The 21,170-nt window shown below is 24.6% G+C and carries 25 protein-coding genes and 1 tRNA gene; 16 read left to right on the top strand and 10 right to left on the bottom strand.

Going from position 1 to position 21,170, the window contains the following annotated elements; all coding sequences use genetic code 11:
• Together trpB and trpA are read left to right on the top strand one after the other, a co-directional pair.
• Positions 1–1,203 (top strand): tryptophan synthase subunit beta, encoded by a 1,203-nt coding sequence (gene trpB / locus H0H35_RS00985; protein ID WP_238892356.1) that lies wholly within the window; start codon positions 1–3, stop codon positions 1,201–1,203.
• Positions 1,187–1,963 (top strand): tryptophan synthase subunit alpha, encoded by a 777-nt coding sequence (trpA, locus tag H0H35_RS00980; protein WP_185883093.1) that lies wholly within the window; start codon positions 1,187–1,189, stop codon positions 1,961–1,963. Before trpB ends, trpA begins: the two co-directional genes overlap by 17 nt.
• Here the strand turns inward: trpA and H0H35_RS00975 are convergent.
• The 3 genes from H0H35_RS00975 to H0H35_RS00965 all read right to left on the bottom strand — a co-directional run bounded on the left by H0H35_RS00975 (position 1,960) and on the right by H0H35_RS00965 (position 5,182).
• Positions 1,960–2,607, bottom strand: a complete 648-nt coding sequence (locus H0H35_RS00975; RefSeq protein ID WP_185883092.1) for a YggS family pyridoxal phosphate-dependent enzyme — start codon at positions 2,605–2,607, stop codon at positions 1,960–1,962. The two genes, trpA and H0H35_RS00975, sit on opposite strands and share 4 nt — an antisense overlap.
• Before the next feature lie 704 nt (positions 2,608–3,311).
• Positions 3,312–4,655: a tRNA lysidine(34) synthetase TilS gene (gene tilS / locus H0H35_RS00970; RefSeq protein ID WP_185883091.1), complete on the bottom strand. Its 1,344-nt coding sequence runs from the start codon at positions 4,653–4,655 to the stop codon at positions 3,312–3,314.
• A complete protein-coding gene (locus tag H0H35_RS00965; protein ID WP_185883090.1) occupies positions 4,655–5,182 on the bottom strand; it encodes a shikimate kinase in 528 nt (175 codons plus the stop codon). Before H0H35_RS00965 ends, tilS begins: the two co-directional genes overlap by 1 nt.
• A 51-nt stretch (positions 5,183–5,233) precedes the next feature.
• Here H0H35_RS00965 and H0H35_RS00960 point away from each other — a divergent pair.
• A tRNA-Lys gene (locus tag H0H35_RS00960) sits at positions 5,234–5,306 on the top strand.
• 11 nt (positions 5,307–5,317) lie between these two features.
• Here H0H35_RS00960 and H0H35_RS00955 read toward each other — a convergent pair.
• Entirely contained in the window at positions 5,318–6,091 is a 774-nt protein-coding gene (locus H0H35_RS00955) for an exodeoxyribonuclease III (protein ID WP_185883179.1), read from the bottom strand.
• 152 nt (positions 6,092–6,243) lie between these two features.
• Between H0H35_RS00955 and hisG the strand changes: the two genes are divergently transcribed.
• From hisG to hisIE, 8 genes are read left to right on the top strand one after another with little or no spacing between them, the layout of a single operon-like run.
• The gene (hisG, locus tag H0H35_RS00950; protein ID WP_185883089.1) at positions 6,244–7,101 is read left to right on the top strand and encodes an ATP phosphoribosyltransferase; all 858 of its coding nucleotides are present in this window, start codon (positions 6,244–6,246) and stop codon (positions 7,099–7,101) included.
• Between the two features lie 15 nt (positions 7,102–7,116).
• The gene (hisD, locus tag H0H35_RS00945) at positions 7,117–8,436 is read left to right on the top strand and encodes a histidinol dehydrogenase (RefSeq protein WP_185883088.1); all 1,320 of its coding nucleotides are present in this window, start codon (positions 7,117–7,119) and stop codon (positions 8,434–8,436) included.
• A gap of 13 nt (positions 8,437–8,449) precedes the next feature.
• Positions 8,450–9,556: a histidinol-phosphate transaminase gene (gene hisC, locus H0H35_RS00940; RefSeq protein ID WP_185883087.1), complete on the top strand. Its 1,107-nt coding sequence runs from the start codon at positions 8,450–8,452 to the stop codon at positions 9,554–9,556.
• Positions 9,556–10,740: a bifunctional histidinol-phosphatase/imidazoleglycerol-phosphate dehydratase HisB gene (gene hisB, locus H0H35_RS00935; RefSeq protein WP_185883086.1), complete on the top strand. Its 1,185-nt coding sequence runs from the start codon at positions 9,556–9,558 to the stop codon at positions 10,738–10,740. The genes hisC and hisB overlap by 1 nt, the downstream gene beginning before the upstream one ends.
• 21 nt (positions 10,741–10,761) lie before the next feature.
• Positions 10,762–11,352 (top strand): imidazole glycerol phosphate synthase subunit HisH, encoded by a 591-nt coding sequence (gene hisH / locus H0H35_RS00930; protein WP_185883085.1) that lies wholly within the window; start codon positions 10,762–10,764, stop codon positions 11,350–11,352.
• Positions 11,352–12,086, top strand: a complete 735-nt coding sequence (gene hisA, locus H0H35_RS00925) for a 1-(5-phosphoribosyl)-5-[(5-phosphoribosylamino)methylideneamino]imidazole-4-carboxamide isomerase (protein WP_185883084.1) — start codon at positions 11,352–11,354, stop codon at positions 12,084–12,086. Before hisH ends, hisA begins: the two co-directional genes overlap by 1 nt.
• A gap of 19 nt (positions 12,087–12,105) precedes the next feature.
• Positions 12,106–12,861 (top strand): imidazole glycerol phosphate synthase subunit HisF, encoded by a 756-nt coding sequence (gene hisF, locus H0H35_RS00920; protein ID WP_185883083.1) that lies wholly within the window; start codon positions 12,106–12,108, stop codon positions 12,859–12,861.
• A gap of 16 nt (positions 12,862–12,877) precedes the next feature.
• Positions 12,878–13,510, top strand: a complete 633-nt coding sequence (gene hisIE, locus H0H35_RS00915; protein WP_185883082.1) for a bifunctional phosphoribosyl-AMP cyclohydrolase/phosphoribosyl-ATP diphosphatase HisIE — start codon at positions 12,878–12,880, stop codon at positions 13,508–13,510.
• Between the two features lie 550 nt (positions 13,511–14,060).
• Here hisIE and H0H35_RS00910 read toward each other — a convergent pair.
• Together H0H35_RS00910 and rsmA are read right to left on the bottom strand one after the other, a co-directional pair.
• Positions 14,061–14,942: a bifunctional 5,10-methylenetetrahydrofolate dehydrogenase/5,10-methenyltetrahydrofolate cyclohydrolase gene (locus H0H35_RS00910; RefSeq protein ID WP_185883081.1), complete on the bottom strand. Its 882-nt coding sequence runs from the start codon at positions 14,940–14,942 to the stop codon at positions 14,061–14,063.
• Positions 14,939–15,718, bottom strand: a complete 780-nt coding sequence (gene rsmA, locus H0H35_RS00905; protein ID WP_185883080.1) for a 16S rRNA (adenine(1518)-N(6)/adenine(1519)-N(6))-dimethyltransferase RsmA — start codon at positions 15,716–15,718, stop codon at positions 14,939–14,941. Before rsmA ends, H0H35_RS00910 begins: the two co-directional genes overlap by 4 nt.
• A gap of 94 nt (positions 15,719–15,812) precedes the next feature.
• Between rsmA and serS the strand changes: the two genes are divergently transcribed.
• Positions 15,813–17,093, top strand: coding sequence for a serine--tRNA ligase (serS, locus tag H0H35_RS00900; protein WP_185883079.1), 1,281 nt, complete (start codon positions 15,813–15,815; stop codon positions 17,091–17,093).
• A gap of 9 nt (positions 17,094–17,102) precedes the next feature.
• Positions 17,103–18,071, top strand: coding sequence for a methylenetetrahydrofolate reductase [NAD(P)H] (metF, locus tag H0H35_RS00895; RefSeq protein WP_185883078.1), 969 nt, complete (start codon positions 17,103–17,105; stop codon positions 18,069–18,071).
• 7 nt (positions 18,072–18,078) lie between these two features.
• On the opposite strand, the gene H0H35_RS00890 is transcribed toward metF, so the two are convergent.
• From H0H35_RS00890 to H0H35_RS02890, 3 genes are all read right to left on the bottom strand, one after another.
• Positions 18,079–19,059 (bottom strand): pyruvate dehydrogenase complex E1 component subunit beta, encoded by a 981-nt coding sequence (locus tag H0H35_RS00890; protein WP_185883077.1) that lies wholly within the window; start codon positions 19,057–19,059, stop codon positions 18,079–18,081.
• 148 nt (positions 19,060–19,207) lie between these two features.
• Entirely contained in the window at positions 19,208–19,420 is a 213-nt protein-coding gene (locus tag H0H35_RS00885) for a hypothetical protein (RefSeq protein WP_185883076.1), read from the bottom strand.
• Between the two features lie 337 nt (positions 19,421–19,757).
• Positions 19,758–19,883 (bottom strand): hypothetical protein, encoded by a 126-nt coding sequence (locus tag H0H35_RS02890; RefSeq protein WP_262889571.1) that lies wholly within the window; start codon positions 19,881–19,883, stop codon positions 19,758–19,760.
• Between the two features lie 78 nt (positions 19,884–19,961).
• On the opposite strand from H0H35_RS02890, the gene H0H35_RS02850 reads away from it, so the two are divergent.
• From H0H35_RS02850 to H0H35_RS02840, 3 genes are read left to right on the top strand one after another with little or no spacing between them, the layout of a single operon-like run.
• Positions 19,962–20,180, top strand: a complete 219-nt coding sequence (locus tag H0H35_RS02850; RefSeq protein ID WP_238892355.1) for a hypothetical protein — start codon at positions 19,962–19,964, stop codon at positions 20,178–20,180.
• Positions 20,167–20,493, top strand: a complete 327-nt coding sequence (locus tag H0H35_RS02845; protein ID WP_238892354.1) for a bifunctional nuclease family protein — start codon at positions 20,167–20,169, stop codon at positions 20,491–20,493. The genes H0H35_RS02850 and H0H35_RS02845 overlap by 14 nt, the downstream gene beginning before the upstream one ends.
• On the top strand, positions 20,490–20,651 hold the full coding sequence (locus tag H0H35_RS02840; RefSeq protein ID WP_238892353.1) for a hypothetical protein: 162 nt from the start codon (positions 20,490–20,492) through the stop codon (positions 20,649–20,651). Before H0H35_RS02845 ends, H0H35_RS02840 begins: the two co-directional genes overlap by 4 nt.
• A 6-nt stretch (positions 20,652–20,657) precedes the next feature.
• On the opposite strand, the gene H0H35_RS00875 is transcribed toward H0H35_RS02840, so the two are convergent.
• A complete protein-coding gene (locus H0H35_RS00875) occupies positions 20,658–21,143 on the bottom strand; it encodes a dihydrofolate reductase (RefSeq protein WP_185883075.1) in 486 nt (161 codons plus the stop codon).
• Positions 21,144–21,170: the final 27 nt, after the last annotated feature.

Here is a 21,170-nt window from a genome sequence, read left to right as displayed (position 1 = left end):
ATGTTTTCGAAAAGAAATAAAAATGGATTTTATGGAGAATTTGGAGGCTCTTTTATTCCAGAGATGCTTCGAGATAATATTAATGAACTAGAAGAAAAATATAATATTTATCAAAAAGATATTGAATTTCAAAAAATATACAGAAAAATATTAAAAAATTATGTGGGAAGACCAACTCCACTTTTTTTTTGTAAGACATATTCTAAAAGATATAATGCCAAAATATATCTTAAAAGAGAAGATTTAAATCATACAGGGTCTCATAAGATTAATAATGCAATAGGACAAAGTTTATTAGCTAAGAAATTAGGGAAAAAAAAAATTATAGCTGAAACAGGAGCTGGACAGCATGGAATAGCAGTTGCCACTACATGTTCTTTAATGAATTTGGAATGTATGATATTCATGGGAGAGATTGATATGCATAGACAATACTCTAATGTCCTTATAATGAAGTCTTTAGGTGCAAAAGTTATTCCAGTTTATAGTGGCAGTAAAACTTTAAAAGATGCGGTAAATGAATCTATCCGTTATTGGATCAACAATCCGGAAAGTTATTATTTAATTGGATCGACAGTTGGACCTCATCCTTATCCTATGATTGTTTCTGATTTACAATCCATTATAAGTGAAGAAATAAAAATACAATTGAAAAAAAAAGGAATTATATATCCAAATTATATTATTAGTTGTATAGGAGGTGGAAGTAATGCAGCTGGATCTTTTTATCATTATTTAGATAATAAAAAAGTAAAATTATTAGCAGTAGAAGCTGCAGGTTTAGGAATACATACAAAAAAAACAGCAGCGACTATTTTTTGTGGGTCTAAAGGAATTTTACATGGAAGTATGACTTTTGTGTTACAAAATCAAGACGGTCAAGTACTCCCTACTTATTCTATATCACCAGGACTAGATTACCCAGGAATTGGACCTATGCATGCTGATCTTTTTATGAAAAAAAGAGTAAAATTCTTGCATTCTACAGATAATGAAGCTTTACAAGCTGGATTTGAATTAATGAAATTAGAAGGAATAATTCCTGCATTAGAAAGTGCACATGCATTATCCGCATTAAAAAAAATATTTTTTAAAAAAAATGAGATAGTTATTATTACTTTATCTGGAAGAGGTGACAAAGATATTAATGTATATAATCAATTTATGAATAAAAATTTTTTGAATCATGAACCGATTACATGAATTATTTCAAACAAAAAAAAAACAAATATTATGTATTTATTATACAGCCGGATACCCTGATATAAATAGCACTGACAAAATTTTGAACATATTGCAAAATCTTAATGTTGATTTAATCGAAATAGGAATTCCTTATTCCGATTCTTTAGTAGATGGAAAGATTATACAAAAAAGTAATCAAATTTCGTTGAAAAATGGAATGAATGTTTCTTTATTATTCGAACAGCTAACAAGTGTAAAACAAGAAATCAAATTACCTATTATTCTTATGGGATGTTTCAATCAAATTTACCAATTTGGAGTGGAAATTTTTTTGAAGAAATGTAATGAATTAGCAATTTCTGGATTAATAATACCGGATCTTCCATATGAAATTTATTTAGATAAGTATCAACAATTATTTCAAAAATATTCGTTATCTATAATTTTTTTAATTACACCCCAAACAAATAATACAAGAATCCTTTTTTTAGATCATATAACGAATGGATTTTTATATTTAGTATCTTCTAGTTCCATAACAGGAGAAATCGATTTTTTTGGAGAACAACAATTATCCTTTTTTCAACGTATCAAAAAACTTTCAATTAAAAAACCAAAATTAATTGGATTTGGAATAAAAAATAAATACACTTTTGAATTATCATGTAAATACGCAAATGGAGGTATTATAGGAAGTGATTTTATAAAATCATTAGATAAAAAAAACTTAGAAAAAAGTATCAAAAAATATATTCATTCTATCCAATTCATAAATTAATTTTTTCGAAAAATTGAAGTACCTAATCGAATCATTGTACTTCCGCATTTTATAGCTATATTATAATCGCGACTCATACCCATAGAAAGAATATTGAATTGGAATCGTTTTTTGTAAAAATTATACAGTTTTTGTAAAAATACAAATTCTTCATATATCTTTTCCATATTTTCATGAAAGGATGACATACCCATTAAACCTTTTATTTTTATATTTTTCATATTCATTATTTTTTCTAGAATATAGATAGCTTCATGATTGGTAATACCAGATTTACTCGGTTCTTCACCTATCTTTATTTGTAAAAGACAATGAATGACTCTATTGTATTTTAATCCAATTTTATTTATGATTTCAATATGTTCAAATTTTTGTACACTATGAATAAGATGAATAAAAGGAATGATATGTTTTAACTTATTACTTTGAATTCTACCAATCATATGCCATCGAATATCTTTAGGTAATTTTTTATATTTTTTCAACATTTCTTGAACGTAATTTTCTCCAAAATCCCTATGTCCTATTTGATATAATTTTTTTATAGAAAAAATATCTTGATTTTTAGATACAACTAAAATTTTGACCCATTTAGGTATCGATTTTTTAATATATGAAAAATTGTTTTCTATAAAATGATTCATGAAAAATATTTTTCAAATTCTTTCATTGTTTCTACTAAAAATAGAATACGTTTTATTGGTAAAGTATTGTACATGATTGATCTACATCCATTCAAATTGATATCTATGGAATACTCCTTTATAAAGAATTCATTTCATAGTAAACTTTGAAATATACATAGAATAAAAATTTGGATTATGTTAAATCCTTTAATTTTTTATATATATTTTATAATCCTAACATATAGTTCCTTTTTTTGTAAAAAATTATTGTCAATAATTACAATATTTATCTTATATGTGTTCCCATTTTTTTGACACGATACATAAGTTAAATTAAAATTCCGTAATTTTAATTTTTTTATAAAAACATCCGAATACATATCGAAAACAATTGTAAGTTATGTTTTAGGAAATGTTTTGATTTGTCATTCAACCATAGTATTATATAAAATGAACATAATATCCAAAATTGGGAACGTTGTATGTATTACAATATATACTAAATGATTTTTTATTTCTATTTTATAGGGAAAATAATATTTATATGATCAATATAGAATATTGAAAATACACTAGTATCAAGTTCAATGATAAAGTGAGATGATTGTTTCATCACTGATTTTGATAGAGTGAAAATGCATTTATTGAGATTCCCTATCTTTTTCATAAAAAGAAGTAAAATAAATCACTATTTTTTTTGAATATAATAATATCAAAATAAATCAATCATCTACACTGATTTCTAAAAAATTTTTGGTATTCTTTGTTATTTTAAACCGATCATCTAATCGATTGTTTATAATCCAAATAATATTTCCATTTCCATTAATTAACAACCATGTTTGTTCTTTTTCTAAAAGAGAAAATTTACTATCCTTATAGTACTTACTGATTTTTTTTCTCCCTATCATATTATAAGGTATAAAAAAATCTCCTATTCTCCATGTTCTCAATAATAATGGGTATTTAATTTTATCAAAATCTACAATAATTTTATGTTTATTATTATTCCTAATTTTTTTAGAATGAATGAAAAATCGAATTTTCATAGGTGTATCTATTTTTTGATTCATTTTTTCCTCATTTGTAACAATAAATACTCTATCTTTTTTTTCTAAAAAAAATTGATTCGATACCAAAATCCAATATTCTCTATTTTTGATAATTCGATATTTTTTTGATATAATTTGTTTTCCCGAAGAGGATTCAATCAAATTTTTAATACTATTCATATCATGAAATCCATAAGGAGAAAATAATTTAAATAGGTATAAAGATAAAGGATGTAATTTTTTGATTTCTTGACATTTTATTTTCCAAATAAATGGATGATTTTTTTTTTCTATTGTAATAGATTTTTCAATTTTTTTGATTCCTATTTCTAGTAAACAATTTTCTTCATAAATATTTTTTATGGTTTTTTTTATTCCTTTATAAGAAAAATAGGAAAAGAAACGCATTATTTTTAAATGTAATCGAATTTTATTTCTTAAATATTTAAAATATAGATTACTATGGTCTAATCTCCATTGAACATTGTTGTTTTTTGCATAATTAAAAATGTCTTTTTTTGTAAAATTTAACAAAGGTCGGATAAATTTTCCTTGTATTTTTGAAATACCTCTTAAACCTTTCAAACCTGTTCCTCTCATTATATTAATAAAAAAAGTTTCTATAGAATCATCTAAATGATGTCCCAATGCTATATAATCATACAATTGTTGTCTAAATAATTGATGAAACCAATCATATCTTAATTTTCTAGCAGCCATTTGTAATGAAATTTTTTTTTTCTTAGAAAAATCTAAAGGATGAAACTTTTTTACATGACATATAATATTTTTTTTAATACAAAAATTTCGAATAAAAAATTCGTCTTGATCGGATTCTATTCCTCTTAATTGAAAATTACAATGAATGACTTCTAAATGATCTATGTCTAAACATTCCATAAGTAAATGGATTAATACCATACTATCCATTCCACTACTTACGGATACACCTATGCTTTCTGGTTTCTTGTTAAAAAAAAATTTTTCTATTTCTAGCACAAAACGTTTGTTCATCAGGACGAATAATTATTTTGTATAATATTAAAAATATTATAAATGATTTCTTTTTTTGATTTTTTTACAATGTTAATTGTTTCATGTGATTTTTCATAAAAATCAATTCTTTTATATAAATTTTTCATGATAAACTGAAATAATTCATTTTTGTTTAAATGATAAATTAAGGGTCGCGTTTGGTTCTCTGAAAATAATCTTTTAAATAAAGTATAACAATCCGATTTTAAATAAAAAGTAATTGAATATTTATTTAACAAATATATATTGTTAAAATAGCAAGGTGTCCCTCCTCCAACAGACAATATATATTGTTTTGTTTTTTTGATAAATTTTCTAAGTGTTAAATTTTCTTCTTTTCGAAAAAAATATTCTCCTTTTTTATTAAAAATATTTAAAATTGAATCTTTATGTTTTTTCATAATCAGTGAATCTAAATCAAAAAAATTAATATTCAATTTCTTTGATAACATTTTACCTATAGTAGTTTTTCCACTTCCCATATATCCTATTAAAGTAATTTTCATAAAAAAAACACAAAATTTATAGTATATTTGCTCATAAAATACAAAATATGAGACCTGATAGCTCAGATGGTAGAGCATTACACTTTTAATGTAAGGGTCCTGGGTTCGAATCCCAGTCAGGTCATGTTTTTTGTATTATATTATACTTATTTCCAATATCATAGGACAATGATCAGAATATTGTATACTTGGTAATAAATATGCATTTATCATATTTTTTCTCAAAGAGTTATTTATCAATATATAATCAATTCTCCATCCTTTATTATTTTTTCTAGAATTAAAACGATAATTCCACCAACTGTAATGTCCTCCTGTTTTTATATAATTTCTAAAACTATCTATAAAACCTAATTTTATCAAATTTGTCATCCATTTTCTTTCTATTGGAAGAAATCCAGATATATTTAAATTTTTGATAGGATCGTGAATATCTTTCTCATAATGACAGATATTATAATCACCACAAATAATTAAATTTTGAATTTCATTTTTGATTTTTTTGATATGAAGGAAAAACTTTTCCATAAAAAATAACTTAAAATCTAATCTTTTTTTCATATTATTTCCTGAAGGAATGTACACACTCATTATTGATAAATTTTCTTCTTTTAGATCTATTCTTAAAATTCGCCCTTCTTCATCTATAGATTGAACTCCTATACCATATTCCACATGAAATGGTTTTTTTTTAGACAATAATCCTACTCCACTATATCCTTTTTTTTTTGAAGGAAACCAATAATAATGATAACCTAAACGATTAAATATATCATTTCTGATTTGATGAGTATGTGCTTTGATCTCTTGTAAACATAATACATCTGGGTCTATCATTTTTATCCAATGTGAAAAACCTTTTTTGATTACGGATCTAATTCCATTTATATTATAACTAATGATTTTCATTTTATATTTACGCATTATTTTTCCTATTGTTGGATTAATGAAAAAATATTTAAAATTGTTTTATATTTGCTTAAATACGTTAATTAAATTTGATCTTTTTAAAACAATAAAGTTACTATTGTAAGTTTATTGTTCTTTTTTTTTCCTAATATATGGATAAACTTAAAATAGCTATTCAAAAATCTGGTCGCCTCTATGAAGATTCCATTAAGTTACTGAAAGATTGTAGTATTGAAATAAATATTGGAATAGACAAATTAAAAACCACCGCTTTAAATTTTCCGTTAGAAATCCTATTTTTAAGAGACGATGATATTCCTCAATATTTAGAAGATGGAGTAGCCGATATAGGTATTGTAGGAAAAAATATACTTTTAGAAAAGAGAAAAAAAATAAAAATTAAGGAAACTCTAGGATTTGGAAAGTGTAGACTTTCTATAGCTGTACCTAAATCATTAGATTATATCAATATCAATAATTTAAATGGAAAAAAAATTGCGACTAGTTATCCATTTTTAGTTCAAAGATTTTTTAGAGAAAGATGTATTTCAGCTGAAATACATGAAATATCTGGAGCAGTGGAAATTGCTCCAGGTATCGGATTAGCAGATTGTATATGTGATTTAGTAAGTAGTGGTTCTACATTATTTATGAATGGATTAAAAGAAGTAGAAACAATCCTTCAATCTGAAGCTGTTTTAGCATCACATATTCATTTAAATTATCCAAAAAATTTAATAATGGATAAGTTATTATTTAGAATTAGAGCCGTAAAAAAAGCTAAGAATAACAAATATATATTGTTAAATGTTCCTAATGATCGATTAGAAAAAATCATATCTTATTTACCAGGAATTAAAAGTCCTGTCATTCTTCCTTTAGCAAATTCAGAATGTAGTTCCGTTCATTCCGTTGTAAATGAAAATGACTTTTGGGGGATTGTGGAAAATTTAAAATCACTTGGAGCTCAAGATATATTAGTATTACCCATAGAAAAAATTATATTATAAATAATCAAAACGAATATGAAAGATGGAAATATGGTTCAAATATATTCTTATCCTTCGATAACAGAATGGAATTCCATAATAAAAAGAGAATCATTAAATGACCCTTATCAAGTAACACATGTAGTTAATTCTATTATCCAAAATGTTGAAAAATATGGTGATGAGGCAATTAAAAAATATAGTAAAAAATATGATCATGCGGATATAACCGAATTTCGAGTAACGGAAAAATATTTTAATCAAGCTATGAGGAAAGTATCTAATCGATTTAAAAAATCTGTAGAAAAAGCATATAGCAATATCAAATATTTTCATAAAAAAAATATCTTGGAAAAAGATATAAAAATAAAAGTATCTAAAGGTGTTGTATGTTGGATTAAATATATTCCAATAGAAAAAGTTGGATTATATATTCCTGGTGGAAATGCTCCTCTATTATCTACTATATTAATGTTAGGAATACCAGCATTACTAGCAAAATGTAAAAATATTATTTTATGCACTCCTCCAAATCAAGATGGATCCATTCATCATGATTTATTATATATTTCTAAATATATTGGTATCGATCACGTATATAAAGTAGGTGGAGCACAAGCTATTGCGGCGATGGCATATGGAACAGAAAGTATTCCATCAGTTTATAAAATATTTGGTCCAGGTAATACTTATGTTACAATGGCTAAAAAAATAATATCTCAAAAAAGTATTGTATCTATAGATATGCCTTCGGGTCCTACAGAAATTGCAATAATAGCTGATAATAATGCAAATCCAAAATTTGTCGCTTCTGATTTATTATCGCAATCGGAACATGATCCAGAAAGTTATATTATTCTTTTAACTATTAATAATAAATTATGGTTGAATCAATTAGACAAAGAATTGAAAAAACAGTATAGTCAGATTGTTGAAAGAAAAAATATTGTTCAAAAATCATTAAAAAATAGTAAAATAATCATTTTATCCTCCTTAAAAGATTGTATTAAATTAGTAAATGACATTGCTCCAGAGCATTTGATTATTAATTGTAAAGATTCATATTATTGGGCTAATAAGGTCATTAATGCAGGATCTGTTTTTCTAGGTAATTATTCACCAGTAAGTGCTGGAGATTATGCTACTGGAACCAATCATGTTCTTCCTACATACGGTTATGCTAAATCTTATAGTGGAATATCTGTCAGTAGTTTTTTGAAAAGAATTTCATTTCAAATGATATCTAAAGAAGGACTAATCAATTTATCGGAATGCATTGAAGATTTATCTTCTGAAGAAGGATTATTAGCTCATAAAAAATCAATTAATATTCGTTTACAAAACGATTCATCATAAATAATTATTACTAATGAATAGTAGAAATGATTGTTCTAAATTTAATTTGAATTCTTTAATAAGAGAAAACATACTAAATATTTATCCATATACATCAGCTAGGATAGAGCATAAAAAAAAACAAGAATCTATTTTTTTAGATGCAAATGAAAATTCATTTGGATCTCCATTGTCTTTTTATAATTTCTATAATAGATATCCAGATCCTTTACAAATACAATTGAAAAACAAAATATCAGAATTAAAAAATATTTCTATTTCTAATATTTTTATAGGAAATGGTAGTGATGAAATTATTGATATAATTTATCGAATTTTTTCTCGTCCTGGAGTGGATCATTCTATTATATTTCCACCTACTTATGGTATGTATGAAGTAAGTGGTCGAATTCACGGAATAAATGTCATTAAAATTCCATTAACAATGGATCGATATCAACTCAATATTGAAAAGATTGAAAATTCTATCAATCAGTATAGTAAAATTATTTTTATTTGTTCTCCAAATAATCCAACGGGAAATGATATACTAGAACAAGATATTGAAAACATTTTAAACAATTTTTCAGGAATTGTTGTTTTAGATGAAGCTTATATTGATTTTTCAAAAAAAAAATCTTTTTCCAATAAAATAGATCAATATCCTAATCTGATAGTATTACAAACATTATCTAAATCATGGGGATTAGCAGGAATAAGAATAGGAATTGGATTTGCTTCTAAAGAAATTATAGAATGGATGAATAAAATAAAATTTCCTTACAATATTAATATTCTTTCTCAAGAAGTAGCAATTCAAGCTCTTGAAAATAAAGATTTATATTTTTATCACCTCAAAAGTATTCTTAAAGAAAGAAAATATTTAGAAGAAAATTTTAAAAAAATTTCTTTTATAACAAAAGTCTATCCCAGTTCAACTAATTTTTTATTAGTAAAAATCCATTTTTTATCCAAAAAAGTTTATCAATATTTAATCAAAAATCAAATTTTTGTTAGGGATAGGTCAAAAATTATTTTATGTAATGATTGTTTAAGAATTACAGTAGGAACCCGTTATGAAAATCAATTATTAGTAAAAAAAATGATACAATATTCTTTACTTATTAAAAATAAATTATAATGAAAAAAAAAATATTATTTATTGATAGAGATGGAACTATTATAGATGAATGTCCGAATACTAATCAAATTGATTCAATTGAAAAAATTAACTTTCTTCCAAAATCTATATATTTTTTATCCAAAATAGTAAAGGAGTTCAAATATATATTAATTATGGTAACTAATCAAGACGGATTAGGAACTAATTCATTTCCTGAAAAAACATTTTGGCCTATACATAATCTTATCATTAGAATATTAAAATCAGAAGGAATTCATTTTTTTTCGATTCATATCGATAGAACTTTTCAAGAAGAAAACAGTAATACAAGAAAGCCTAACATAGGAATGTTAAGTCCATATTTAAATAAACTAGAGAATTATAGCATTTCGGAATCTTTTGTGATTGGAGATCGAATAACGGATGTACTATTAGCTTGTAAATTAGGGTGTAAATCCATATGGATAAAAACAAATCATTCTGATAATGTATTGACAAAAGAGGATCAATATTATTATTCTATGATTCATGAAAACAAATTTCATAAAACAATATCTTTAAAAACTGATAATTGGAAAAATATATATGAATATTTATCGACGTTAAATAATAATAAGATGATAACCCATGAACGTAATACATTAGAAACACAAATTAGAATTTCTCTTTCTGTATATGGAACAGGAAAAAATCATATAAAAACAGGAATTGGTTTTTTTGATCATCTTCTTCAACAATTATCGTTTCATAGTCTTATGGATATTAATATTCAATCAAAAGGGGATCATCATATAGACGATCATCATATTGTAGAAGACATTGGAATTTCATTAGGAGAAATTTTTGATAAATTTTTGGGTGAAAAAAAAGGAATCGAACGATATGGTTTTTATATTTTACCTATGGATGAATGTTTGTCTACAGTAGCAATAGATATTAGTGGTAGAAGTGAACTTTTGTGGAATGTTCAATTTTATCGAGAAAATATAGGAAAAATTTCTACGGAAATGTTTTATCATTTTTTTAAATCATTTTCAATGTCTGCAAAATGCAATGTCCATATAAATTCGAATGGTATCAATGAACATCATAAAATAGAGTCTATCTTTAAATGTTTTGCTAGGGCTATTAGAATGGCGATAACAAAGGACTCTTCTATCGCAAATATTCATCGTATACCTAGTTCTAAAGGTTTGTTATAAAAAATTTATGAAAAAAGTTTTATGAAAATAGTCATTATTAAATATCCTACAGGAAATATCCAATCCGTTCTTTTTTCTTTAGAACGAATTGGAATTCAAGCTATTGTTACAAATTCAAAAGAATCTATTCAAAATGCCGAAAAAGTGATTTTACCTGGAGTAGGTGAAGCTAGTTTTGCTATGAAATATTTAAAAAAAAAAAAATTAGACGTTCTGTTATCTGAATTAAAAAAACCTGTATTAGGGATATGTCTAGGAATGCATTTACTTTGCCAATATTCTGAAGAAAGCCATACCACATGTATAGGAGTTTTTAATATAAAAGTGCGGAAATTCAAATCAGAGTATAAAGAACATAAAATTCCTCAAATAGGATGGAATACTATTCATAATTTAAGAGGTCCTTTATTTCAACAAATACCAAATGGTAGTTATCAATATTTTGTACATGGTTATTATGTTCCACTAGTAAAATGTACCATAGCAAAAACTGAATATATTACTTCTTATAGTTCTGCATTACAAAAAGATAATTTTTATGCTGTTCAATTTCATCCAGAAAAATCGTCTTTTATAGGACATAAAATTTTAGAAAATTTTATTCAATTATAATGATAAAAAACCATAATATAATAGTAGCAATAGATCTTATAGATGGAAAATGTGTACGTTTAACTCAGGGTGATTTTGGAAAAAAAAAAATTTATAATCAAAATCCATTAGAAATAGCTTTTTTAATGGAAGATCATGGAATAAATAGAATTCATTTAGTAGATTTAGATGGAGCAAGAATGGGACAAGTTATCCATTGGAAAATATTAGAAAAAATTGCAAAAAATACTAGTCTTGTCATTGATTTTGGTGGTGGCATTCATTCTACAAATGATTTTCAATTTATATTGGATTGTGGAGCAAATATGGTCTCTATAGGTAGTATTGCATTACAAAATCCTATTTTGTTCAATGAATGGATCAATATTTATGGAAATGAAAAAATATTGCTAGGTGTAGATATTAAAAATGAAAAAATAGCAATAAATGGATGGAGAACTATTACCAATGTATCCTATATAGACTTTATCAAAGAACAAATAGATCATGGAATCAGACAAATTTTTTGTACAGATATTTATCAAGATGGATCGTTAAATGGTCCATCCTTTGATCTATATAAAAAAATTATACAAAAATATTCTGCTATTGATCTAATAGCAAGTGGAGGAATTAGAAATATACAAGATATTAAAAAATTGATACAAATGGGTTGTTTTGGAGTAATTATTGGAAAAGCTATATATGAAAATCATATATCTTTTGATGAACTTCAAGAAGTTATTATAAAATAAATATATAAATATTCATGAAATGTTAACTAAACGTATTATACCTTGTTTAGATATCCAAAATGGAAGAACTGTAAAAGGGATAAAATTTCAAGATTTAAGAGATGCAGGTGATCCAATAGAATTAGTTCGTTGGTATACTTCTCAAGGAGCAGATGAATTAGTATTTTTAGATATATCAGCTACAAATGAAAAACGTAAAACATTAATTAGTTTAGTTAGAGAAATATCGATTCATATTAATATTCCTTTCACAGTTGGAGGAGGAATACGAAAAGAAGAAGATATAGAATCATTATTACATGCTGGAGCAGATAAAATATCTATTAATACAGAAGCTTTTAATAATCCCAATCTTTTAGAACAATCCTCTAAAAGATTCGGTAGCCAATGTATAGTTTTAGCTATTGATACAAAATATGAAAATAATGAGTGGTTAGTTTATTTAAATGGAGGAAGAATGCCTACTGGAAAAAGATCTTTAGATTGGGCAAAAGAAGGATTTAATAGAGGAGCTGGAGAGATATTATTAACTTCAATGAATCATGATGGAACTAAGAATGGATTTGCTGTAAATATTACTAGAAAAATTTCTGAAAAAATACCTATTCCAATTATTGCTTCTGGAGGAGCAGGAAAAATGGAAGATTTTTATCAAATTTTCAGTAATGGAAAAGCAGATGCTGCATTGGCCGCTAGTATTTTTCATTATAGAGAAATAAAAATACCTGATCTTAAATTGTATTTGAAAAATCTTCATATTCCTATGAGAATATAATAACATTTATAATAATATGAATCAAAATGGAAAACATTTTCTAATAAAAGAAAAAATTGATTTCAAGAATCAATTAATTCCAGTCATTATTCAAGATATAAATACAAATAAAGTGTTAATGCTAGGATATATGAATGAAAATGCATATAAAAAAAGTATTCATGAAAAAATAGTGACTTTTTACAGTAGATCGAAAAACAGATTATGGACTAAAGGAGAAACAAGCAAAAATTTTCTTTTTATTCAAGAAATATTGATTGATTGTGATCAAGATACATTGTTAATTAAAGTCAAACCTAATGGGCCGACTTGTCATAAAGGACTAGATACGTGTTGGAAAGAAAGAAATAAATGTAATTTTCTTTTCTATTTAGAATCTTTAATTTCGAAAAAGTATCACGAAAAAAATAAAAATTCTTATATATATCAATTATTAAAAAAAGGAATCAATCGAATAATTCAAAAATTAGGAGAAGAATCTATAGAAATGATTATTGAATCTAAAGATCATGATAAAAATTTATTTTTAAATGAATCTGCGGATTTATTATTTCATTACTTGATTATTTTATATTATAAAAAAACTTCAATACAAGAAGTAATTAATGTCCTAGAAAAAAGACATATGAAAAAAGACGATGTGAGTTAAGGGGCTATTTTCATTTAAGAATATATATCGATATTTTTCATTTTCGGTTTTTTTGAATACAAAAAAATAATTTTTGTGTGATAAATCCTTTATTACTCCATTTATATTGAAAAAATAAAATCAAATTGTTATTTCGACTAAAAATAGCTTGACTTTCCAAAAATATAAAATTATTTTCGTTTGAAATAATAACTTTTCATTCATTCATTTTTTTATAGGGGTATTGTTTCTTGTAAGTAATGATTTTTCAATATATATATTTTTTTTGATCGGATAATATCCATATGTTTTGATGTGTACATCGAAATATTCTTTATCCAAAATTTTATTTTAAAAAACGATATTCTATATAGAAGGATCTCCTACAATAATAATTATATTTTTACCTGTATTAGATACTATTTCGAAAATAAATGGAAAATTATTGTTTTTTTTATAATACCAATCACATTTTATTGGGCATCTTTCCAATCGAATCAAATATGAATAAAAATAAAATTTTTTTCCATTGTATAGAATACCATGTATTTTTTATAGGAAAGGATTTGTTTTATTCATTTATATTTTTTTTATTATTGATAGCGGATGTTACCACATTTTTTAATAACATGATTCGTGTCATAGGACCTATTCCTCCTGGAACTGGTGTTACATAAGAGGCTATTCCATTGATACTCTCAATATCTACGTCTCCTACTAATTTGTGTGAATTTTTAATTCTATTAATTCCTACATCGATAATGATTGAACCTTTTTTAATCATTTTTCCTTTTAAAAATTTTGGAATACCTATTGCTACTATAATGATATCTGCTATTTTGGTATAATATTCTATATTTTTAGTGTAACTATGAACAATAGTCACGGTACTATTTCCTAAATATTTTTTCCTACTCATTAAAATGCTAATAGGCAATCCTACTATTTTGCTTCTTCCAATTACTACTGTATGTTTTCCTTGTATTTGAATTTTGTTTTTGAATAATATTTCCATTATTCCTAATGCTGTAGCAGGACAAAAACTTTTCATATTACAAATCATTTTTCCAAAATTTTCGGGATGAAATCCATCTACATCTTTTTTTGGATCAATAGATAGTATTATATTTTCCTGATTAATATGTTTTTCAATAGGAAATTGAATAATAAATCCATCTATAAAAGGATTTTTATTCATTTTATCAATTTCTTTGAATAGAATTCTTTCAATTACATTTTTTGGTAAATGAACTAAAGTTGATTTAATACCTACTTTATTGCAATCTTTAATTTTATTATTTACATATGTTAAACTAGAATAGTTATTTCCTGTTAAAATAATTCCAAGATGAGGTACTCGTATTTTTTTGGATAAAAATTTATTTTGAATTTCTGAAGTAATTTCTTTTTTTATTTCTTCTGCTATTTTATTTCCATCTAATAATTTTGTCATTTCCTAATTTCTATTTCTTTTGTTAACTTCAAAAAATCTTTTGCAGATAATTCTTCTGCTCTCTTATCTAGGAATGATATTTCATGAAATTTTGAAAGATGATTCCATAATTTTAAAGAATTTTTTAATTTTTTTCTTCTTTGATGAAAAGCCATTTGAACACATTTGAATAATAATTGTTGATATACAGGAGTAAATACTTTTTTTTTTCTTTTTAAGGATATGACTGCAGAACAGACATTTGGTTTAGGATAAAAAAAAGAACTTTCTACATTAAATAAATATTTTACTTCATAGAAAATTTGAATTAATACAGATAACCTACCATATCTATTTCCTCCTTTATGAGAAGTAATTTTTTCTGCAAATTCTTTTTGAAACATTCCAATGCATTCTGGAATATATCTGGAATATTTTAATATATGAAATAGTATTGGAGATGAAATACTATAAGGAAAATTTCCTATGATTGCAAAATTTTTTAGAAATATTTGATCAGGATTCCATTTTAAAAAAGTATTATGTATAATTCGATTTTTAGATATTGGAAAAAATTTCATTAAGAAATGAATTAAATCCTTATCCGACTCTATTAAAAATAAATGATTTGAAGCAACGCATTTTAATAAATTTTGAGTCAAAATTCCTAAACCGGGTCCTACTTCAACAACTGAATTATAATTTTGAAATGAAAGAGAATTTACAATTTTTTTTGCTATATCATTATCTTTTAGAAAGAATTGGTCCGATTTTCTTATAAAAAATGAGTTATACATAAAAAAGTAAATTAAAAATATAAAATTTTTTATCTTTATACTGTGGAATGGATTTATCAGTTTTTGATAATGATAAACGATTTGATCTTTTTATATGCTTCAAATTTCCTTTATACGTAAAAATAAAAAAAAAATTTTATTAGGATTAAAAAAACGGAATTTTCAAAGGTTATATTTAATAGATGAAATATTAATTTTAGATCAGGAAAAAAAGAAAATTCAAAGTTTTTTAAATAAAATATTAGAACAAGAAAATTGTATAACCAAAAAAATAGGAAAATATTTCTCGGAACAAAACGGATACAATGATAATGTTGATAATTTTAAGCAACAGTGTTACAAATTAAAAAATGAAAAAAAAAAAATAAGTATTCAACTGAAAAAAATTTTTCTTCAGTTACAAGAAAAATTAAATCAAGTACCTAACATACCTGATGAAAAAGTGAACAAGTTTTCTGTAGAAAATGATATTATTTTTCATGAAAAAAATATTTATTCTTATGTTAAAAAAAATGAAAATATACTTACTCATTGGGAACTATCAAAAAAATTTTGTTTGTTTGATTTGAAGTTAGGATCCGAAATATGTGGTGCTGGATTTCCCGTATATATAAATCAATGCGCTAAATTACAAAGAAGTTTAATTCAATATTTTTTAGATCAAAATATACAAGCGTCATATCAGGAATATAACCTTCCTTATGTAATCAACGAACAATCTGGATTTTGTACTGGTCAAATTCCGGATAAGGAAAATCAAATGTATTTGATAGAAAAAGATAATTTTTATCTTATTCCTACTGGTGAAATACCCCTTATGAATTGTTACAGAAATAAAACATTGTTGGAATCCCATTTACCTATTAAAGCTACTACTTACACTTCTTGTTTTAGAAGAGAAGCAGGTTCTTATGGTTCTAAAGTAAGAGGATTAAATAGATTACATCAATTTGACAAAGTTGAAATAATTCAAATTACTACATCTGAATTATCTTCATTTTCATTAGAAGAAATGGTTTTTCATGTAAAAAAAATGTTGCATTCTTTAGAATTACCTTTTCGTATTTTACGTTTAAATGCTACTGATCTTAGTCCAACTTCTTCTATAACTTATGATTTTGAAGTTTACTCGATAGCACAAAAAAAATGGATGGAAGTCAGTTCTGTTTCAAATTGCACGGATTTTCAGTCAAATAGGTTAAAACTCAAGTATAAGAATTATAAAGGAAAAATAAAATATTGTCATACTCTTAATGGAAGTGCTTTAGCGGTACCAAGAATTTTATCCACTTTGTTAGAAAATAATCAATCTAATAACAAAATATTGATTCCTAAAGTTTTAATTCCTTATACAGGGTTTGATTATATCAAATAAAAATGTTTTATGAAAGTTACAGAACATATATCTCAAGCAAAAAAAAGTTTATTTTCTTTTGAAATTCTTCCTCCTTTAAGGGGCCATGATCTTCAAAAAATTTTTTCAACATTAGATCCCCTCATGGAATTTAATCCACCTTTTATCGATGTTACTTATCATAGAGAAGAATTGCTTTATATAGAAAGACAAGATGGATTTATACAAAAAAAAAAATTATCAAAAAGGCCAGGTACTGTAGGAATATGCGCAGCTATTATGAATAAATATGGAGTGGATGCTGTCCCACATCTTATTTGTGGTGGATTGAGTAAACAAATGACAGAAAATACTTTAATTGATTTTAATTTTTTAGGAATTAATAACGTTTTACTTATTCGAGGAGATTCCTTACATTATGAAAAAAATTTTAATGCCCAAGAAGATGGTCATAAATATGCAGTAGAACTTGTAAAACAAGTTAAAAATTTAAATACGGGACAATACCTTGATAAAACGTTAATTGAAAAAATTAATCATAATTCTACATTATTTGATTTTTGTATTGGAGTAGCTGGATATCCTGAAAAACATTTTGAAGCACCGAATATCGAAAGTGATTTATTTTTTTTAAAAAAAAAAATAGAGGCTGGTGCTGATTATATTGTAACTCAAATGTTTTTTGATAATAAAAAATATTTTTCTTTTGTAGAAAGATGTAGATCAAAAGGTATTTCTGTACCTATCATTCCTGGAATTAAACCGATTTCTTCAAAAGAGCAATTAAATAGTCTTCCTTCTAATTTTTATTTGAGTATACCAAATGAATTAGTGATAGAAATTGAAAAAGCAAAAAATAAAGATAGTGTATCCCACGTTGGAATAGAATGGGCTATTCATCAATCTCAAGAATTAAAAAATTTTGGATCAGAAATTATACATTATTATACAATGGATAAACCTGAAATTATTTATCAAGTAGTTCAGTCTGTTTACTAAGTATCAATTAATTCATATATAGAGTTTCTTTAATAGAATTTATTATTTTATTCTCATTGGGATACCAATTTTGGATGAGATTAGTAGCATAAGGAGCAGGAGTATCTAGCAATGTAATTCTATTTATTGGTGCATCAAGATAATCGAATGCTTTTTTTTGTATAAAGTATGAAATTTCAGATGAAATAGAAGAAAAAGGCCATGATTCTTCTAATATTACTAATCGATTTGTTTTTTTTACGGAAATTAATATGGATTTATAATCTATTGGACGTATAGTTCGAATATCGATAACTTCTACACTGATATTTTCTTTATCTAATTTATCGGCAATTTTTAAAGCTATTTTCATTATTTTTCCAAAAGAAACTAAACTAACATCTTTTCCTTTTTTTTTAATATCAGCTTTTCCAATAGGTACAATATATTCTTGTTCTGGAATCATCATTTGATCTCCATACATCTGTTCAGATTCCATAAAAATAACAGGATTATTATCTCTTATTGCAGATTTTAATAAACCTTTTGCATCATAAGGATTACAAGGAATAACAACTTTTAATCCAGGACAATTAGAATACCAATTTTCAAAAGATTGAGAATGAGTAGCTCCTAATTGACCAGCAAAACCTGTTGGACCTCTAAATACAATAGGAATACTCCATTGACCTCCACTCATATACCGTATTTTAGCCGCATTATTAATTATTTGATCCATAGCTACCAATGAAAAATTAAAAGTCATAAATTCGATAATTGGTCTACATCCATTCATAGCTGATCCGATTCCTATTCCAGAAAATCCTAATTCCGAAATAGGAGTGTCTATTACTCTCATAGGACCGAATTCATCTAGCATACCTTTGGAGGCCTTATATGCTCCATTATATTGAGCTACTTCTTCTCCCATAAGATAGACCGTTTTATCTCTTCTCATTTCTTCGCTCATAGCTTCTGCTATTACTTCACGAAAAGTTTTTTTTTTCATAAATATTAGAATTATGATTTATATTGTATATCAAAAATAGCATTAAAATGACAACGGAAAAACAATGATATCATTGTTTTTCCGTTGTCATAATATCGATATATAAACCTGTTAATAATTTTTTATTTCATTTTTTTTCATTTGTTTTTCAAACATGATCAATTGTCGTTTTCTCATTTTTAGAACTTTTTTCTTTATGAATCAAGAATAATTTTTTTTCAATTTTAATAATATGATATATTTTTTTTAATGTTTTGATACTATATTCTATCCATTCTTCTTGTTCCTCTAGTTTTTTTTCAGATATAAATTGCTCCATAGAACCATTTAGTCTATGATTCACAATTTTTTTCTTTTCCATTTTTTGTAAATTATCTTGTGATGATAAACAAGTTCAGTATATTCATTGTAATGAATCAATCGTTTTTTTTTATTTTTTTTCAATTGATTCTTTTTTTGATTGAATTCTTGAATATTATTACTTTGAAATTTTTTTATATAAACAAAAAGGATCAATTTTTATTAATAAAAAATTAGAAATAATTTTTTTATTGTCAAAATTTATTTTTTGATAATTTGTATTGTTTCCATTTTTTCTTTTTCTACATTTTTTCATACAAAATACAATATTTTTTGTAAGGAATATCAAATATTTCTTTTTTATAATGAATATTTTTATGTATACTCTATGTTTTTTCTCAAAACTTTTGATGATGATTTTTATTTGTTGGAATAGAAATATGATGATAATAGGATATTAACATATCACAAATCAGAATCGAAACAACCGATAAAATGGAACTACTTATAAAAGTATTGATCATGAAATATATTATAAATACTATGTATGAATATATGAAAAAAATTATCATATAAAATATATTTTTTTCTTCAAAAAGAACATGCTTATAAAATTAGTATATTTGATTGCATTAGAAATATTTATCATTGATTTTTTTTATGTTATGGATAAATTGATTAGGTTAATTATACGAGGAAGATCCTTCAATGAACTTCAATATGGTATGTATGTTCTATTACTTGAAAAAGAAAACGATGAAAAAGGTAAACTTCCTATTGTTATAGAAAGTTCTCAAGCTAAATCCATTGCTTCCGTTTGAGAAACAAAAATATTTATCCAAAACTTTTACTCACGATTTATTTTTATCCTTTGCAAAAAATTTTCATATATTTTTAAAATATGTAGTAATTTGTAAAATTGTTAATGGAATTTATTATTATTCTCTTTTTTTTGAGAATAATGGATTTGAAACAAAAATAAAAGAACATAAATTAAATTCAAAAACATCTGATGCTATTGCGTTATCAGTGAGATCCAAGCTTATATATATACAACAACATATATATTTGACAAAGCAGGAATGTATTTTGAAAATAGATGATCTATTGATAAGGAAAAAAATTATAGTATGAAACTCAATAATGGTGGTTTGATTTTTTGTAAAGAAAAAAGTAAAAAAGATTTAGAAAACATGACCAAAGAAAATCTACATGATTTATTGAATCATGCTGTATTTAATGAATATTATGAACTTGCGGAACGAGTAAAAAAAGAATTAGATAGGAGATAATCCATTTTATTTTTTAATTCTTTCGAACCTAATCAAACTATAATTATACGTGTGATTTTCTTCATAAAAAAGTTCGTGTATTTTTTTCCATTTTTTCATATTAATTTTGGGAAATTTTGTATCGCCAAAAAAATTTTTATGTATTTTTGTCAGTTCGATAATATTTGCTTCTTTCAAAAGAGAAGTATATATCTCCCCTCCTCCTATCACAAATAATTTTTTACAAGGAATATTTTTTACACATTTTATAGAAGAAATAAATTGAACATGATGTTTGATATTATTTTTATGTATTTTTCTTGTTAATATTACATTTTTTCTTCCAGGAAGGATTTTTCCGATGGAATCAAATGTTTTTCTACCCATAAGTATTGTTTCTCCTATAGTGAGATTTTTAAAACGTTTTAAATCATTAGGTATATTCCACATTAGTTTATTATTTTTACCTATATATCCATTTTTGGAAACAGAAGCGATTAATATTATTTTCATTTTTTATTATTTTTAATTTTTTTTTCT

Source organism: Blattabacterium cuenoti, from assembly GCF_014252435.1.
Taxonomy (GTDB): domain Bacteria; phylum Bacteroidota; class Bacteroidia; order Flavobacteriales; family Blattabacteriaceae; genus Blattabacterium; species Blattabacterium cuenoti_X.
The sequence above is the reverse complement of the archived record's forward strand: the minus strand, read 5'-3'. Positions and strand labels throughout refer to the sequence as shown.